The 16,107-nt window shown below is 64.9% G+C and carries 10 protein-coding genes; 6 read left to right on the top strand and 4 right to left on the bottom strand.

Features of this window, described 5'->3' with window-relative positions; genetic code table 11:
* Nucleotides 1-227 precede the first annotated feature (227 nt).
* Nucleotides 228-2,270: an EAL domain-containing protein gene (locus tag K8I04_07970; protein ID MBZ0071647.1), complete on the top strand. Its 2,043-nt coding sequence runs from the start codon at nucleotides 228-230 to the stop codon at nucleotides 2,268-2,270.
* A gap of 376 nt (nucleotides 2,271-2,646) precedes the next feature.
* On the opposite strand, the gene dapD is transcribed toward K8I04_07970, so the two are convergent.
* Together dapD and dapC are read right to left on the bottom strand one after the other, a co-directional pair.
* Nucleotides 2,647-3,468: a 2,3,4,5-tetrahydropyridine-2,6-dicarboxylate N-succinyltransferase gene (gene dapD / locus K8I04_07965; GenBank protein ID MBZ0071646.1), complete on the bottom strand. Its 822-nt coding sequence runs from the start codon at nucleotides 3,466-3,468 to the stop codon at nucleotides 2,647-2,649.
* Nucleotides 3,469-3,817: 349 nt separating this feature from the next.
* On the bottom strand, nucleotides 3,818-5,026 hold the full coding sequence (gene dapC, locus K8I04_07960; GenBank protein ID MBZ0071645.1) for a succinyldiaminopimelate transaminase: 1,209 nt from the start codon (nucleotides 5,024-5,026) through the stop codon (nucleotides 3,818-3,820).
* Between the two features lie 140 nt (nucleotides 5,027-5,166).
* Between dapC and K8I04_07955 the strand changes: the two genes are divergently transcribed.
* From K8I04_07955 to K8I04_07935, 5 genes are all read left to right on the top strand, one after another.
* Nucleotides 5,167-6,042, top strand: a complete 876-nt coding sequence (locus K8I04_07955; protein ID MBZ0071644.1) for a DMT family transporter — start codon at nucleotides 5,167-5,169, stop codon at nucleotides 6,040-6,042.
* Between the two features lie 209 nt (nucleotides 6,043-6,251).
* Nucleotides 6,252-6,824 (top strand): VPLPA-CTERM sorting domain-containing protein, encoded by a 573-nt coding sequence (locus K8I04_07950; protein ID MBZ0071643.1) that lies wholly within the window; start codon nucleotides 6,252-6,254, stop codon nucleotides 6,822-6,824.
* Nucleotides 6,825-7,094: 270 nt separating this feature from the next.
* Nucleotides 7,095-9,392, top strand: a complete 2,298-nt coding sequence (locus K8I04_07945) for a choice-of-anchor D domain-containing protein (protein ID MBZ0071642.1) — start codon at nucleotides 7,095-7,097, stop codon at nucleotides 9,390-9,392.
* A 521-nt stretch (nucleotides 9,393-9,913) separates the two neighbouring features.
* Nucleotides 9,914-11,152: an outer membrane protein transport protein gene (locus K8I04_07940; GenBank protein MBZ0071641.1), complete on the top strand. Its 1,239-nt coding sequence runs from the start codon at nucleotides 9,914-9,916 to the stop codon at nucleotides 11,150-11,152.
* Nucleotides 11,153-11,280: 128 nt separating this feature from the next.
* Complete coding sequence (locus K8I04_07935; protein ID MBZ0071640.1) at nucleotides 11,281-12,030, top strand: winged helix-turn-helix domain-containing protein; 750 nt, start codon at nucleotides 11,281-11,283, stop codon at nucleotides 12,028-12,030.
* Nucleotides 12,031-12,599: 569 nt separating this feature from the next.
* Here K8I04_07935 and glnD read toward each other — a convergent pair.
* Both glnD and map read right to left on the bottom strand, forming a co-directional pair.
* Nucleotides 12,600-15,320: a [protein-PII] uridylyltransferase gene (glnD, locus tag K8I04_07930; GenBank protein ID MBZ0071639.1), complete on the bottom strand. Its 2,721-nt coding sequence runs from the start codon at nucleotides 15,318-15,320 to the stop codon at nucleotides 12,600-12,602.
* A complete protein-coding gene (map, locus tag K8I04_07925) occupies nucleotides 15,317-16,105 on the bottom strand; it encodes a type I methionyl aminopeptidase (protein ID MBZ0071638.1) in 789 nt (262 codons plus the stop codon). Before map ends, glnD begins: the two co-directional genes overlap by 4 nt.
* Nucleotides 16,106-16,107 lie beyond the last annotated feature (2 nt).

Below are 16,107 nucleotides of genomic sequence, written 5' to 3'. Positions count from 1 at the left end.
GCGATGGGATCGCTAGCCGCTACCCTGGGCTGGGAGAGCCGCAGCCGGGCCGGGTGCGGCCACACGGATGGCCCGAGACGACGACGACACGAGCTGATGCCGGACGCGCGATGCCCCGATCCCCGAACAATATTCCGACAGCGCTACCCCGAGATCCGCTCGAACGGCTCCTGGGCCCCGCCCCCACGGTGCATTTTCGCATATCCGCAGCGCCTGGCGTGCCCGGTGTGCCTGGTACATCCAGCGTCTCTGGTGCGGGCGGCGGGGGCGGCCGCTTCACCTGGATCAGCGGTAATCTGGCCGGCATGACGGGGCACGATCCACGGGACGCGCTGACCCCCGGCTGGTGGACGGGGCAGCTCCATCCCGACGATCGCGACCGCGTGCTCGCCACCTTCGACCAGCTGCCCCGTCGTGGCGAGCTGCAATGCGAATACCGTTTCTTCTGCCCGGCCACGAACGGCTACCGCTGGCTGCGCGACCACCGCCGTCTGCATGCGGATGGGCCGGGGGGCGGCGAGACCGTGGGTTCCTGGCTGGACGTCACCGAGTTGCACGGCCTGCAGGCCCGGCTGCACGAGCGCGAGCAGCTGTTGCGCAAGATCATCGAGACCGAGCCCGAATGCGTGAAGCTGCTCGATCTGGAAGGCCACATCCTGGAGATCAACCCCGCCGGTCTGGCCCTGTTGCAGAGTGACGACCCCGCCAATGTCATCGGTCAATCGGTGGAGCGGTTCATCGCGGCCGAGCACCAGGCGCGGCTGCGCGCCGCCACCCTGCGCGTCCTCGCCGGCGAGCCCGTCATACTGGAAATGGAGATCGTCGGGCTGCAGGGGCGTCGGCGTCGCGTCGAGCAGCATGCCGCGCCGCTGTATGGCCGCGATGGGCACGTCCGGTCGATCCTGGCGGTGGTACGCGATATCAGTGAGCGCGCCAACGCCGAGTCGCAGGTACATTATCTGGCGCACTACGACCTGCTCACGGGGCTGCCGAACCGCGCGCTGTTCCGTGACCGCCTGTTGCAGGCCATGGCCCAGGCGAAGCGCTCGGATACCCTGATCGCGGTGATGTTCGTCGACATCGACGACTTCAAGGACGTGAACGACACCCTCGGCCATGCCGTCGGCGACCAGCTCCTGAAGGAGATCGCCCAGCGTATCCGCTCCTGCATGCGGGAGTACGACACCGTCGCGCGCTTCGGCGGTGACGAGTTCGGCATCATCCAGACGGGTGTACAGACGGTGGACGTGGCGGCCGATCTGGCCGAGCGTCTGCTGATCCTGCTCGGCGAACCGTTCCACATCGAAGGGCACGAGATCCACAGTGGCGCTTCGATCGGCATGACCATCTATCCCTTCGACGATGCTCAGGCCGACGGGCTGCTGAAGAACGCCGACATGGCCATGTACAAGGCCAAACGCGAGGGCCGCAACCGTTTCCAGTTCTATGTCGCGGAGCTCAACGACATCATTCAGCGGCGCGCCACGCTGGAGCGCGATCTGCGTACGGCCCTGCAGGAGCAGCAGTTCCGGTTGCATTATCAGCCGCAGCTGGATCTCGCCACCGGCAGGGTCGTCGGTGTGGAGGCACTGCTGCGCTGGCGGCACCCGGACCGTGGCGAGATCTCTCCGGCGGAATTCATCCCGGTGGCGGAGAGCAGCGGCCTCATCATGCCCATCGGCGACTGGGTGCTGCGCACCGCCTGCCGTGAGGCTCGCGCCTGGCAGGACGCCGGCCTGCCGCCGGTGCGTGTGGCCATCAATCTCTCGGCCGTACAGTTCCGGCATCGCAACCTGCTCGACACCATCACTGCCGCGCTCATCGAGAGTGGTCTGGAGCCCTGCTGGCTGGAGGTCGAGCTGACCGAGAGCCTGATCATGCGTGACGTACACACGACCATCGACACCCTGCGGCACCTGCACGCGTTGGGTGTGCAGATCGCCGTGGACGATTTCGGTACGGGGTATTCCTCGCTCAGCTACCTGACGCGCTTCCCCGTCAGCAAGATCAAACTGGACCAGTCCTTCGTGCGCGATGTCGACAAGCGGGACGGCGCCGCCATCGCCCGCACGGTCATCGCGCTGGGCCACAGCCTGAATATGAAGGTGATGGCCGAAGGTGTGGAGACGGAATACCAGCTGCGCTTCCTGCGCGAGCACGTCTGCAACGAGGCGCAGGGCTACTACTTCAGCCGCCCGATGCCGGCCGGCGCCATTCAGCGCCTGCTGCGCGGTGCACTGCCCGCACTCGAGGCACGGGTGCTCGGTTGAGCAAACCCCGGTTGCATCGCGACCAGGGTTTCGGTCGGGTCCCCAGATTGGTTATTTCACCACGAAGGACACGAAGGACACGAAGGGATAATCATTGCAGAACCGGGTTGTCGATCGGGCTCGGTTGCACTCGCATCGAAATGTATTTGGCCACGAAACCACATCGAATGTAAAACCCATCCTGGCCTGACCCCTGTAGGAGCGGCATTCCTGCCGCAATCCCGGCAGGTCGCCTGCCCAGTCCAATCACTGCGTATTTCGCCATAAGAATTTCTTCGTGTCCTTCGTGTCCTTCGTGGTGAAAGGAATTGAGTATCAACAGCAGACAGCAGGCATGAACGACCAGCGCATCCGGGCGTATGTCGAACCCTTGGGTTCAGATCCCGCGCAGCAGCTCGTTGATGCCGACCTTGCCACGGGTCTTCTCGTCGACCTTCTTCACGATCACCGCGCAATACAGGCTGTACGTGCCGTCCTTGGAGGGCAGGTTGCCGGACACCACCACCGAGCCGGCGGGGACCCGGCCGTAGAGCACTTCGCCGCTCTCGCGGTCGTAGATCCTGGTGCTCTGACCGATGTATACACCCATGGAGATCACCGCGCCCGCCTCGACGATCACGCCCTCGACGACCTCGGAGCGCGCGCCGATGAAGCAGTTGTCCTCGATGATGGTGGGTGCGGCCTGTACCGGCTCCAGCACACCGCCGATGCCGACACCGCCGGACAGGTGTACGTTCTTGCCGATCTGTGCACAGGAGCCGACCGTCGCCCAGGTGTCGACCATGGTGCCAGCGTCGACGTAGGCACCAATGTTGATGTAGGAGGGCATGAGCACGGCGCCCGGCGCGATGTAGGCGCCCTTGCGGGCCGCCGCCGGTGGCACCACGCGCACCCCGGATTCACGGAACTGACGTGAGTTGTAGTCGGCGTACTTGGACGGCACCTTGTCGTAGTAGTTGGTGAAGCCGCCCTTCATGAAGTCGTTGTCCTCGATACGGAACGACAGCAGCACGGCCTTCTTCAGCCAGTGGTGCACCACCCACGTACCGTCGATCTTCTCGGCGACACGCACCTGACCGGCATCGAGCCGCTCGATCGCCTCCGACACCGCCTCCTTGACGTGCGGCTCGACGCTGCGCGGCGTGATATCGGCACGACGCTCGAACGCCTCTTCGATGATGGCCTGGATGTCGTTCATCTTCGATCTCCGCTGTTGATACTCAATTCTGTTAACCACGAAGGACACGAAGGAATATTCATTGCAAAACCGGTCTACCGATCAGGCTCGGTTGCACTCGCATCAAATTTCTTCGTGTCCTTTGTGTCCTTTGTGGTGAAATGGCCAATCTATACGCTTTCGCCATACGCCCGGATGGGCTGGTCGTTCATGCCTGCTCTTTGCTGTTGATACTCAGTTCTGTTAACCACGAAGGACACGAAGGGCACGAAGGAATATTCATTGCAAAACCGGTCTACTGATCAGGCTCGGTTGCACTCGCATCAAATTTCTTCGTGTCCTTTGTGTCCTTTGTGGTGAAATGACCAATCTATAAGCTCTCGACATACGCCCGGATGCGCTGCGCGGCCTCGGCGCAGTCCTCCAGTGGGGCGACCAGGGCCATGCGCACGTGGTCGCGGCCGGGGTTGATGCCGTGGGCATCGCGTGACAGGTAGCTGCCGGGCAGGACGGTGACGTTGTGTTGCGCGAACAGGCCACGTGCGAACTCGGTGTCGTCGATGGGTGTGCGCGCCCACAGGTAGAAGCCGGCGTCGGGCATGCTCACGTCCAGCACACCGTCCCCGAGACCCTCCAGGGTCCGCAGCACGGCGGCGAACTTCTGCCGGTAGCGTTCGCGGTTGTCGCGTACGTGCGCCTCGTCCTGCCAGGCGGCGAGGCTGGCGGCCTGGGTGGCCGGCGGCATGGCACAACCGTGGTAGGTGCGATAGCGCAGGAAGACCGCCATGAGGTCCGCATCGCCGGCGACGAAGCCGGAGCGCAGCCCCGGCAGATTGGAGCGCTTCGACAGACTGTGGAATACCACGCAGCGGCGGTAGTCGGTGCGGCCCAGGGTCGCGGCCGCGGCCAGCAGTCCGGTCGGCGCGGCGGCCTCGTCCGGATAGAGCTCCGCATAGCACTCGTCCGAGGCGATCACGAAGTCGTGGCGGTCGGCGAGCTCGATCAACTGCTGCAAGGTGGCGGTGTCCAGCACCGCGCCGCTGGGGTTGCCGGGCGTGCAGATGTAGACGAGCTGACAGCGCTCCCAGATCGCGGCCGGCACGGTACCGAAGTCCGGCCGGTAACCGGTCGCGGCGGTGGTGTTGTGGAACCAGGGCTCGGCGCCGGCGAGCAGGGCGGCGCCTTCGTAGATCTGATAAAAGGGGTTGGGCAGCACCACCCGCGGCGCACGGCTGCGGTCGATCACGGTCTGGGCGATGGCGAACAGCGCCTCGCGCGTGCCGTTGACCGGCAGCAGATGGCGCGCGGGGTCGATGCTGCCGGCGGGCAGGGCGAAACGCCGCGTGAGCCATGCGGCCATGGCCGCGCGTAGCGCGTCACTGCCGCGCGTCAGCGGATAGTTCGCCAGACCGTGCAGGTGGCTGATCAACTGCTCGGCCACGAAGTGTGGCGGCGGGTGCGTGGGTTCGCCGATCGACAGGTTGATGTGCGTCAGCGCGGCCGGGGGTGTGACTCCGGCCTTGAGTCTGGCCAGGCGCTCGAACGGGTAGGGGAGCAGGCGCTGCAGATCGGGATTCATGGGATGGTGCACAGTACTCGACTGAGGCGCGGCCGCGGCTGCGCCGGGGTACCGCGTGCGGTGGGCTGCAGCGCGGCGGCAAACCCACTATCCTGCGGCCGGTCGTCCAAAGAGCCGCGAGTATACGGGAAGCCCTGACCTTGACGAAACCCGCCGCCGTCTTACCGGTCTTCAGCCTGCTGCTCGCCGCGACCCTGTGGGGCGTGATCTGGTATCCGCTGCGCCTGCTGGAGACGGCCGGCCTGGGGGGGCTGTGGACGACGCTGGTGATCTACGCGGCGGCCCTGCTGCCCGGGTTCGTGCCGCTGGCGCGGCGCTGCGGTGAGCTGCGTCTGCAACCGGGTGCACTGCTGGTGCTGGCGCTGGCCGCGGGCTGGTGCAACGTGGCCTTCATCCTGGCAGTGCTGGAAGGCACCGTGATGCGCGTGCTGCTGCTGTTCTATCTCTCGCCCATCTGGGCCGTGCTGCTGGCCTGGCTGCTCCTGGGGGAGCGCTTCACCCGCCGGGTGGTCGGGGTCTTCGGCCTGGCGTTGGCCGGCGCGCTGATCATGCTGTGGGACCCGGCCATCGGCACGCCCTGGCCGAGCGGGCCCGGTGACTGGCTGGCGGTCTCGTCGGGCCTCGCCTTCGCCCTCAGCAACGTCATGGTGCGGCGGGTGCAGCGGGTATCGGTGCCGGTAAAGACGGTGGTGAGCTGGCTGGGGGTGCTGGCGATCGCCGCAGTCTGGCTGGCGCTGACCGGCGGGTTCGCACTCCCACACGTCGGCACCGGCGTCTGGCTGGGGGCGCTGGCGCTGGGTGCGATCGGCATCGTCGTCATGACGCTCTCTGTCCAGTACGGTGTGACCCACATGCCGGTGCACCGCTCGGCGGTGATCCTGCTATTCGAGCTGGTGGCGGGCGCCGTGTCGTCCAGTCTGCTGACCGAGGAGGTGATCCACACGCGGGAATGGCTCGGCGGCGGCCTGATCATCCTCGCGGCCTATTGGGCGGCGCGCCTGCAGGCGCGCGACTGAACCCGGGATCGTGCGGCGTCGCCATCCGTCAGTCTGATGGCGGCACCACCGGTTACCATTTTTGTACCAATTGATACACTTCCGAAGTACTTCGCACATACCTGCGCGCTAGCGTGGGTCCCGTAAGGAAGAAACGGCATGCCTTGAGGGGGTATTGCCGGAGATCGGGACATCCACCAAATCCACCAGCTGAGTGCGAGGATCCAACAATGAAAAAGACGACAATTGCGTTAGCAGTACTGGCGGCGGCCGCCGTCGGCAACATCGGGGCGGTGAATGCCGGGACGATCGGGATCACCGGTGATTACACGGGTACCTATTCGCTGACCGTGTGGAACGGTGGCACCGGCGCTGTGTTGGGGGCCAGCACCACCAACCCCAATAATCTGTGGAGCTGGGATTTTACAGCCGGTACCGCAAGTTTTGACCCGGGTGCACTGAATATCGGCTTCCCGTATTCCACCGGCCCGATCGCGCTGGTCGACAACGGTAATGGCACCTATACCGGTACCTACGGTATCAGCATCGGCACGAACTCCGGTACCGCCTCGACCACCTGGGACATCACCCAGTCGGGCAACAGCCTGATGATTACGACGTGGGACACCGATAGCAATGGGATACCGGGAACGACGCTCGCGGGTGTTATGCCGCTGCCCATCAGCCTGCAGTGGGACGGCAGCGCGGTGTCCGCCGTGCCCGTGCCGGCCGCCGTCTGGCTGTTCGGTTCCGGCCTGTTGGGTTTGGTCGGGGTGGCGCGCAAGCGCAAGGTCGCGGCTTGAGCGTGCGCGTTCGATTGTCATGATGTACTGACCCAGTAAGCCCTGTCGATCCGATGGGGCTTACTGGTTTTTGAGGGGTGTTGTCGCGGCCCGGCGCGGGCCACCGCGGTTCTTCCACGGTCCTGGCGCTGGAAAATGAGAGGGTGGATGCCTGCTGTGGCCGCTGGTCCCGGGTATCACGCCACCACCGCGACCGGCACGATTACTTATTACCCGGCGTTGCGATCCTTGCGAGGATCCGCTGCGATGGGGACGTTAGGGGGCAGTGGCATGGGGTACATGAATCGTTTGTGGGTGCTGTTCGTGGCGCTGATGTGCGCGGGCGCAGTCCAGGCGGGGACCGCCGGCATCACCGGGCAGTACGCGGGTACGCATTCGCTGACCGTCTACGGGCCTGCAGGTGTGTTGGGGACCAGTACCGGCAACCCGGCCAACGTCTGGGTCTGGGATTTCACCACCGGTACCGTCAGCTTCGATCCGGGCATGTTGAGCGTCAGCTTTCCCTATTCCACCAGCCCGATCACGCTGGTCGACAACGGCAACGGCACCTACACCGGCTCATACACGGTGACTATCGGCACCACCCCCGGTGCCACCTCGACCACCTGGGACATCACCCAAGTAGGTGGTAACCTGACCATCGTGACGCAGGACACCGACGGCAACGGCAATCCGGGGACACTGCTGGCGGGTGTCTTGGCACTGCCCGTCGATCTGCAGTGGGACGGCACTGCCGGCTCCGAACAGGACATCGACGTGGCCCCCACGCTAGACTTCGGGTTGGTCTCAACCGCGGCCCCGGCCAGTATCGACCTGGTGGTCCACAATGTGGGAGGCACCGCTCTCCAGCTCGGCGCGATCGCCTCCGGCAATCCGCTGGCCGCCCCCTTCAGCATCCTGGACGCCAGCGACTGCGTGGCGCCCATCGTACCGTCCGGCTCCTGCAACATCAGCGTGCGGTTCGCACCGACCACCGAGGGCCCGTTCAGCGATACCTTCGACATCCCCTCGGACGACCCCGACGAAGCGAGCGTGACCGTGACCGTGCAGGGCACGGGCGTGGGGCCTGATCCGGACATCGCGCTTGCCACCCCGACGGTCGCCTTCGGCGCGGTGGTCTTGGGCAACAGCGCGACCCAGGACATCATGGTATCCAACCAGGGCGGCAACCCCCTGACCATCGGATCGATCCAGCTGTCGGGTGCCGACATGGCGGAGTTCGGACAGACTAGCAACTGCACCACCCTCGCCACCGGGGCCACGTGTACGATCACCGTGAGCTTCACCCCGGCGACGGCCGCAGCCAAGGCGGCGACGCTGACCATCCTCTCGGACGACCCGGACGAGGCCTCGGTCACGGTCGCACTGTCGGGCAGCGGCACGGCGCCGGTCGCCGGTTTCACCGGGCGTTACGTCGGGGCCTATCAGATGACCCTGTGGAACGCCACCTCCGGCACCGTCCTGGGCACCAGCCTGCCGGTCGGGCCGAGCATCCTGTGGGACTTCGATTTCGATGCCGGTACGGTGATGCTCACCAATGCGGACCTGACGACCGGCGTCGGCTACATCATCACGCCCGCGCCGACGCCACTGCAGCGCAACGCCGACGGCACCTATACGGCGACCTACACCATCATGATCGGCGACAAGGGCCCCGGCACCACCACGACGACCTGGCGGATCACCGAGGCCAACGGCACCTTGACCGTCACCACCCTGGACGCCGACAACAACAACGTCCCTGGAACGACACTGCCCGGCGTGCTGCCCCTGCCGGTGGGGATCGTGATGGACGGCACCGCCCAGGACGCCGACACCGATAGCAATGGGGACGGACTGTCGGACGCGGACGCGCGGGTGCTGGGTCTCGATCCCTTCGTGGCCAACGGCGACACGGACGGGGACGGCGACTCGGATGTCGATGAAATCGGCGGAGACATGAACAATCCGCTCGACAGCGACGGCGATGGCGTCATCGATGCACTGGAGCCGGGGGCCGATGCGCTGAACGACCAGATCGCCAGCGGGCTGCGGATCCCGGCCGTCGGCGGCACCGTGACGCTCACCACCGAGCCGGGGCAGCATCTCTCCAGGGTGGCTGTGACCACCCCCACGGGTGGTCCGCCTGACGTCGTCTTCGCCCATGGCGCCATTGGCTATGCCACGACCGCACCGCTCGGCGGGACGGTCCGGGTACAGATGCGCTTCTCGCTTGAGTTCCCGACCAACCTGGTCGTGTACAAGATCGACGGCAACGGGGCGTTTTCCATCCTGCCCTCGTCGCTGTGGACCCGTATCGACGACCGCACGCTCGAGATTGTGGTCACGGACGGCGATCCGGTGACCGATGCCGACGGTTTGGTGAACGGGTTGATCGTCGACCCGGTGGCCCTGGGCAACGACGTGCGCGCCGGCTTCGACTTCACGGACAGCGGCGGTGGTGGCTGCAGCCTCGGTGCCGGCGGCGGTCACGGCCGTGCCGGCGAATGGCTGCTGGTGCTGCTGTTCCTGGCCTGGCTGGGTGTCGGGCGGCCGTACTGCAGGCTGCGTCGCGACAGCCGCGAGTGAATGATGCATCGCGCCCGCGGCCCGCATGTCGGGGCCGCGGGCGCCCAAGCGGGTAGCACCGCTTCATCTGCAAGTCGCGTTGGCCACGGCAGCACACGGAAACACACGGAAGATACTGAAATAAAACCGCACCACGCCGCCCTGCCCCAGCACTGGACAGATGTTGTGAGCGGTAGTGTAAAGCCTCTGCTCTGGTCCGTATTTTTTCCGTGTTTTTCCGTGTGCTTCCGTGGCTAACAAAAATAATTTTCGGCGCCACGCCCAAGCCACGGCTTGCTCAATACCTGCACGCAGACACGCGCGCAGGTATCCTGCCTGCAGAAACCGCACGTAACACCCTGTAATATTCTCCCGGCATTCGGAAACGCTTTGGAAATAGCTGCCTGATAGCCTACGGGGGTATTAAGACCGGACGGGTGCGCAGCGAAGAGGGGGCGTCCAACCGGCCGGGGACCATCGGTGCTGCATCGATGTCGTGTCGGGGGAACGAGAACAACGATATAAAATCAAGGGGGGTAGGTATGGTACATCGTATCCGTACGTCGCTCGGAATCGTCTTTGCATCTGCGGGGGTGTCTCTTCTGGTCGGCCCGGTCTGGGCCGCGAACGGTGATCAACAGGTCGCCTTCAGTGGACGGGCCAACGCCATGGGGGGTGCCGTGGTGGCGAAGTCCCAGGACGCGACCACCGGATTGACCAATCCGGCCGGTATCGCATTTCTCGATCTCGGCGTGGACGCCATCCGCTTCGACGTGAATCTGAGTGCGTCGAACCCGCAACGCCAACTCAACGATGTCGACAGCGAGAACGACCTGTTCGTGCTGGCCACCGGTGCCTTCGCGTTCAAGAGCGATTTCTTTCCGGAACAGGTACGCATCAGTGTCGGGGCCTACGCGATCGCGGGCGGCGGCGTGGATTATCCGGTGGGTGCCTACAGCATCTACCCGGGCACCGACGGTCCGGTGGTCGCAGCCCTGCAGTCGTTGCGGATGGGGCCATCTTTTTCGTATCTGGTCACCGACCGGCTGGCGATCGGCCTGACGACACACATGACCGTCGGCATGTTCTCGGTCGACGCGCCGGCCTTCCGGGCGCCGACGGATTTCACCACCGGATTCGTGTGGGGGACGGGCTTGACCTACCGGCTCGCGCCGGGCGTCATGCTCGGCCTGAACTATAACGCGGAGACCAATAACCAGCCCTACGAATTCACCAAGGGCCTGGAAAACACTCTGCCCGGCTGCGACACCTGCCCGCGGACACCACAGAAGTACAAGCTGGATTTCCAGGACCCGCAGAGCATGGCCGTGGGCCTGTCGATAGAACCGACCGACAAGCTGCAGATCGAGTTCGACGTCAAGTGGATCAATTTCAGTGCAGTGCGCGACACCCTGGTCCTGCAGGATCAGTACAGCCCCGACCGCGTCGAACTCGATCTGGGCTGGGACGATCAGTGGGTCTATGCCCTGGGCGTCAATTACAAGGCCACCCCGCGGCTGGACCTGATGATGGGCTACAACTATGGCAAGTCGCCAATGGGTCCCGAGGATATCGGTGACAACCCGGGCATCAACGGGATCATCGAGCATCACCTGAGCGGCGGCCTCAGCTATCGGATCTCCGAGCACGGGACGCTGACGGCATCGTACATGCGCGCCTTCGAGAATGAGCTGACCGGGATCAGGACGGGGAGCACCGAGGAGGTCAAGAGCAACTTCGGCGCCAACATCGTCACCCTCCAGTTCACCTACAGCCATTGACGTCAGTGGGCAGCAGGGCAGGCCGGTGTCACGGGGCGCGATCCGCGCGGCGGGCAGCAGCGGATACAGGTGGATTTTGGTAGCTGTTGGCGGCGCCCGACTGACGACGGCATCGATGGGAATGAGCAATGGACACGTCTAGTCTTTCTCGGGTCAGCCAGGCAAAGCTGCGGGTACTGGTGGTCGACGATGACCCGAATCTGATCAGGCTCGCCCGGCATTATCTCGAGGAGGCGGGCTTCGAGGTCCAATGTGCCGCGGACGGGACGGGGATGGACCGGCATCTGAGTCGTGAACGTTTCGATCTGGTGGTCCTGAATGTCCGGCTGCCGGGCGAAGACGGGCTTTCCATTGCCCGGCGGGTGATGTTCGAGCATGCGCTCCCGGCCCTGATCCTGTCGCACAAGGGCGATGACATCGAGCGGATCATCGGGCTCGATATCGGCGCGGACGACTATATCGCCAAGCCCTTCAATCCGGGAGAACTGGTGGCGCGTATCCGCGCGACGGTACGGCGCAGCCGGCGGACGCACGAGATCCGTGTGAGCGTGGCCGCGCACGCGCCACGCTATCATTTCGGGCCGTTCACCTTGGATACGGGGGCGCACGCCCTGGTGCGGGCTGGAGAGAAAATCGAGCTTACCAATGCCGAATTCAAACTGCTCTGCGTCTTCATCGAAAACTGCAACCGCGTGCTCAGTCGGGATCAGCTCATGGATCTCCTGAAGCGGCATGATCGCACGCCGTACGATCGCAGCATCGATGTGCGCGTGTCACGGCTGCGGCAGAAGATCGAAGACGACCCCAGCGAGCCGGAGTATATCCGGACGATCTGGGGCGAAGGCTATCTGTTCTCGGCCGACGTCGAGGTGGGGTGAGCCGCACGGCCCGCCGGGCCGCTCTGCATTATCCTGGACAAGCTCAACTCAGCCACGGAACGTGCAGAAAGCACAGATAAAACCCATTTTGGCCACGGAAGCACACGGAAAAACACGGAAGGCGGGGATGCGGCGGGTTCTACATTCCGTGTGGTTCCGTGGCCAAATGCATTTCGATGCAAGTGCAACCGAGCCTGATCGACAGGCCGGTTCTGCAATGATTATTCCTTCGTGTCCTTCGTGGTGCAATGGCCAGTCTGTAAGGGTTCGACCTACGCCCGGATGCGGTAGTCGTTCATGCCTGCTCTTTGCTGTTGATACTCAATTCCTTTCACCACGAAGGACACGAAGGACACGAAGAAATTCTTATGGCGAAACACGCAGTGATTGGGGGCGGGCGACACAGCAGGGTTTCTGATGTAGGAGCGCCATTCCTGGCGCGATTGGATTGGGCGCGTGACCTGCCGGGATCGTGGCAGGAATGTCGCTCCTACCGGTGTCAGGCCACGACGGGTTTTACATTCCGTGTATTTCCGTGTGCTTCCGTGGCCAATGATGTTTTCGGTGTTTCAGCCCGTGCCGTCGTCGGCGCTATGCAGGCTCTCGTGCAGTTGCGTGCGCAGGCACTCGAACTGCTCGGGCGATTGCAGCGGCCGGTTGTGGGTGTCGGTGATGTAGAACACGTCCTCGGCACGTGAACCGAAGGTGGCGATGCGGGCGTTCTGCAGGCGGATACCGCAGGCGCTGAAGGCGCGACCGACCGCCGACAGCAGCCCGGGCCGGTCGCCGGTGATCAGTTCGAGCACGGTGCGCTGGTTGGGTGCGTCGACACCGAAGCTGATCTGGGTCGGAATATCGAAATGCCGGAAACGTCCGGGCGGGCGGCGGGTGACGCGCGGACGCTCGCCGTCCTGGCGGCTGAGTTCACGGGTGATGCGGGCGACGATCTCGCGCAGCTGGGCAGCGCCCCGGATGGGTGTGCCGGACCCGTCGAGGATCAGGTAGGTGTCCAGGACATACCCGTTGCGGGCGGTGGTGATGCGCGCGTCGTGGATGTCCAGGCCGAGCTGGTCGAGCAGGGCGGTGGTGCGCTCGAACAGCGTATCGTTGGTGCGGGTGTAGATGAACACCTCCGTACCGCCGCGCTCGGGGCTGTGGCGCAGCTCGACCAGCGGTGTGTCGCGCCTGCCGTGGCGGTCGATGCAGTGCGCATGCCAGGCGATCTCATCGGGGGTGTGGCGCAGGAAGTAGTCTTCACCCAGGTCCCGCCAGATCGCCTCGATGTCCGCAGCGGCGAGCCCCTGCTCCAGCAGCAGCTGGTGCGCCTCGCTGCGCGTCTCGGCGATGAACTCGTCCTGTTCGAGCGGCTTGTCCAGGCCACGCGCGAGGGCCTCGGCGGCGACGTTGTACAGCTCCAGCAGCAGGGCGTTCTTCCAGGAGTTCCACAGACCGGGACTGGTGGCGCGGATGTCCGCGACCGTCAGCAGGTACAGATAATCGAGCCGTGTGCGCGTCAGCATCTGCCGGGCGAAGTCGTTGATCACGGCCGGGTCGCTGATGTCGCGGCGCTGCGCCGTGGTCGACATCAGCAGATGGTTGCGCACCAGCCACGCGACCAGCTGGGTATCGTGCTGGCTGAGGCCGTGGTGATCGCAGAAGGCGACGGCCTCTTCGGCACCCAGTTCGGAGTGGTCGCCGTCGCGCCCCTTGGCGATATCATGGAACAGCCCGGCCAGCAGCAACAGTTCCTGCCTGGGCAGATTTGCCATCAACTCACTGCACAGCGGGAACTCGTGTGCATACTCCGGCACCGCGAAGCGCCGCAGATTGCGCAGCACGAACAGTGAATGCTCGTCGACGGTGTAGACGTGGAACAGATCGTACTGCATCTGCCCGACGATGCGGCCGAATACCGGCAGGTAGGCGGCCAGGATGCCGTAGCGGTTCATGCGCTGCAGCTCGTGCCAGACGCCGCGCGGCTGCCGCAGGATCTCCATGAAGATGCTGCGGGTGCGCAGATCGTTGCGGAAGTCGTCGTCGATCAGGTGGCGATGGTCGCGGATCAGGCGGATGGTCGCCGCCCGCACGCCCTTCAACTCTGGGTGCTGCGCGAGCAGCAGGAAGATCTCCAGCAGGGCGAACGGGTGGTGCACGAAGATGTGCTCATCGAGCGCCTCGATGAAGCCCTTGCGTGCCTGGAAGCGCGTATTGATGGGTACGGGTTCGCCGGGATCGTCGGCGTACAGGATCGCCTCCTGGAAGAGCTGCAACAGCATTTCGTTCAGGCGGTTCAGTTCGAATACCGTGCGGTAATAATCCTTCATGAACTGCTCGATCGCCTGATTCGGCCGTTCGCCCTGCGGGTAACCCAGCAATTCGGCCAGGGTGCGCTGGTGGTCGAACAGGATACGATCCTCACGCCGGCCGGTGAGATCGTGGAGGGCGAAGCGAATGCGCCACAGGGCCGTCTGACCGGCGCTGAGAGTGCGGTACTCGTGCTCGGTGAGAAAATGGTGGGTCACCAGATCGTGCAGGGTGTCGACGCCGAAGTGGCGCTTGGCGACCCAGCCGATCATCTGGATGTCGCGCAGGCCGCCGGGGCTCTCCTTGATGTTGGGTTCGAGGTTGTAGGCGGTGTCGTGGAACTTGTGGTGACGCGCGACCTGTTCCTTGAGTTTGGCCTCGAAGAAGCCGGCGCCGGTCCAGATGCGTTCCGGACCGGTGGCCTCGCGCATGGCCTCGAACAGGGGCGCGGCACCGGCCAGCAGCCGGGCCTCGACGAAATTGGTCGCAACCGTGATGTCGCGCTCGCCCTCGCGTACACAGTCGTCCACGGTACGCACGCTGTGCCCGACCTCCAGGCCGATGTCCCACAGCAGGGTCAGGAAGGCCTCGAGGCGGCCGGTCAGTGCGGCAGTCTCGTGATCCGGCAGCAGGATGAGCAGATCGATGTCCGAATGGGGCAGCAACTCGCCGCGGCCATAGCCGCCGACCGCGACCAGGGCCAGACGGTCGGCATCGGCCTGCAACGTCCAGTGCCAGGCGCGGGCCAGCAGCTGGTCGATCAGCCAGGCGCGGCTGTAGACGAGACGGTCGGCCGGGATCTGGCGGCGGAAGTGCTCGCGCAGGGCGCGGCTGCCGTCGCGCAGCGCACTGCGCAGCAGGGGCAGCAGGCCGCCGCCGGCGGCGAGTGCCGCGTCCAGCACGGCCGTGTCGCAGAGGTCGTCCAGGATGGGCGGTGCCGGAACGGCGGCGGTACTCGTGTTGACGGCACCGTCCGGCAGGCTCATGGGAGCAGCGGCATGTGGTCCAGCGACTCGTCCGGCCCCAGGGTCAGGACCTCGTAGCCGGTAGCGGTCACCAGCACGGTGTGTTCCCACTGGGCAGACAGGCTGTGGTCCTTGGTCACCACCGTCCAGCCGTCCGGCAGCATCTTGGTATCGCGCTTGCCGGCGTTGATCATGGGCTCGATGGTGAAGGTCATGCCGGGCACCAGTTCCATGCCGGTGCCGGGTCTGCCGTAATGCAGCACCTGCGGCTCCTCGTGGAATTCCCGGCCCAGACCGTGACCACAGTATTCGCGGACCACGGAGAAGTTTGCCGCCTCGACGTGTCTCTGGATGGCGTGGCCGATGTCACCCAGGCGCATCCCCGGGCGCACCATGCGGATGCCCAGCGCCATGGCCTCGTAGCAGACCTTGCACAGGCGCTTGGCCTGCACCGAGGGTTCGCCGATCAGGAACATGCGACTGGTATCGCCGTGGAAGCCGTCCTTGATCACGGTGATGTCGATGTTGAGGATGGCGCCGTTCTTCAGCACCCGGTCGCCGGGGATGCCGTGGCAGATCTGGTGATTGATCGACGTGCAGATCGAGCGCGGGAAGCCGCGGTAGTTGAGCGGGGCGGGGATCGCCTGCTGCTGGTCGACGATGTAGTCGTGGCAGATGCGGTCCAGTTCCGCGGTGGAGACGCCGGCCTTCACGTAGGGGCGGATCATCTGCAGCACCTCGGCGGCCAGCCGGCCGGCCGTGCGCATCTTCTCGATCTCGTCGCCGGTCTTGATCGTAACGCTCATGA

It is taken from the genome of Gammaproteobacteria bacterium, from assembly GCA_019911805.1.
GTDB lineage: Bacteria > Pseudomonadota > Gammaproteobacteria > Thiohalobacterales > Thiohalobacteraceae > JAHJQQ01.
The sequence above is the reverse complement of the archived record's forward strand: the minus strand, read 5'-3'. Positions and strand labels throughout refer to the sequence as shown.